Annotated in this window: 2 protein-coding genes; both read left to right on the forward strand. The window is 67.2% G+C overall.

The annotated features are described in order from the left end of the window. Positions 1 to 387: TIM barrel protein (locus RMO85_RS13900; RefSeq protein WP_310529321.1), on the forward strand; the 387-nt coding region annotated here is incomplete at its 5' end. After that, a complete protein-coding gene (locus RMO85_RS13905; protein ID WP_310529322.1) occupies positions 384 to 1544 on the forward strand; it encodes a substrate-binding domain-containing protein in 1161 nt (386 codons plus the stop codon). The genes RMO85_RS13900 and RMO85_RS13905, both read left to right, overlap by 4 nt. Positions 1545 to 1722: the final 178 nt, after the last annotated feature.

A 1722-nucleotide genomic window follows, 5' to 3' on the forward strand; every position in this document is an offset into this window, starting at 1 on the left:
ACGATCGTGGAGAGCCCTGAGGAGCTGGACCGCCTCATGGCGCTGACGCGGATCGGGTTCTGCCCCGACACCGCCCACCTGGCGGCCGGGGGCGGGGACCCTGCTGCGCTGATCCGGCGTTACCCGGATCGCGTCCGCCACGTCCACCTCAAGGACCTCCGGCGCGACCCGCTGGAGTTCCTCCCACTCGGCGTGGGTCAGATCGACTTCGCCGATGTCCGCGACGCCCTCGTCGAGAGCGGCTACGACGGCTGGTTGGTCGTCGAGCTGGACTCCTACGACGGCGATCCCCGGGACGCCGCGGCACACAGCAAGACCTTTCTAGACCGACTGCTCGCCACCTCCGGCGCTGCAGACATCCGCCACCACCCTGGAGAATCCCGATGAAGAGCAAGTCCCGGTACACCGTCGCCCTCGCCGCGTTCGCGCTTGCGCTCGCCACCGCAGGGTGCAGCGCAGCCACCACGTCCTCGTCATCGGAGGACCCGGGCGTGTCGAAGCAGGTCGACGAGGCGCTGGCAGCGTTGGAGGGCAAGGTCCTCAGCAAGGGCCCCAACGGCGAGACCGCCGAGTCGGCTGACGTCGCCGCCCTCACTGACGCTGAGATCGCTGAGGTGAAGGCCATGAACGCGACTGCGGCGATCGTCATGCACTACGGCGGCAACGACTGGGCGAACGCGCAAATCGCCGGTCTGAAGGATCAGTTCGCCAAGCTCGGCATCGAGGTCGTCGCGGTGACCGACGCGAACTTCAAGCCCGACAAGCAGGTGTCCGACCTCGAGACCGTGATGGTCAAGAAGCCCGACATCATCGTGTCGATCCCGACGGATCCGGTAGCGACCGCCTCGGCGTTCCAGGCCGCGGCGGACGCCGGCACCAAGCTCGTCTTCATGGACAACGTGCCGCAGGGCCTCGAGGCCGGGAAGGACTACGTCTCCGTCGTCTCCGCCGACAACTACGGCAACGGCGTGGTCTCAGCACACCTGATGGCCAAGGCGCTCGGCGGCAAGGGCGAGATCGGTCTGATCTTCCACGAAGCCGACTTCTTCGTGACCAAGCAGCGCTACGAGGGGTTCAAGACGACCATCGAGTCGGACTACCCGGACATCACGATCGTTGACGAGAAGGGCATCGCCGGACCAGACTTTGCCGGCGACGCGCAGAGCGCCGCCAACGCGATGATGACGGAGACCCCCGACCTCGCCGGTATCTGGGCCGTGTGGGACGTGCCCGCCGAAGGCGTCATGGCGGCCGCCCGCGCATCGGGTCGGACGGACCTCAAGCTCGCAACCCAGGATCTCGGCACCAACGCGGCCATTGCGCTCGCCAAGGGTGAACTGGTCGTCGGCCTGGGCGCACAGCGGCCGTTCGACCAGGGTGTCACCGAGGCCCTGCTCGGCGCCGGAGCCCTGCTCGGCAAGGATGAGCCGGCCTACGTAGCGCTCAGCGCCCTGCCTGTACAGCACGACAACGTCCTGGATGCCTGGAAGCAGGTCTACCACTCGGACGCCCCGACCGACCTGGCCGACTCGTTCGCCAACTGACTCTGACTGCGCGGCCGGCGGGGCAACCCGCCGGCTACTGTCGGAACGGAGATGACGTGATGGACCGATCCACCACTGCAGTGCAGATGCTCGGAGTTCACAAGGCCTTCAATGGAGTCACGGTGCTCAGTGACGTCGACTTCGAGGTCACCCAGGGTGAGGTGCATGCCCTGGCCGG

The sequence above is a fragment of the Nocardioides sp. genome, from assembly GCF_031422975.1.
Taxonomy (GTDB): domain Bacteria; phylum Actinomycetota; class Actinomycetes; order Propionibacteriales; family Nocardioidaceae; genus Nocardioides.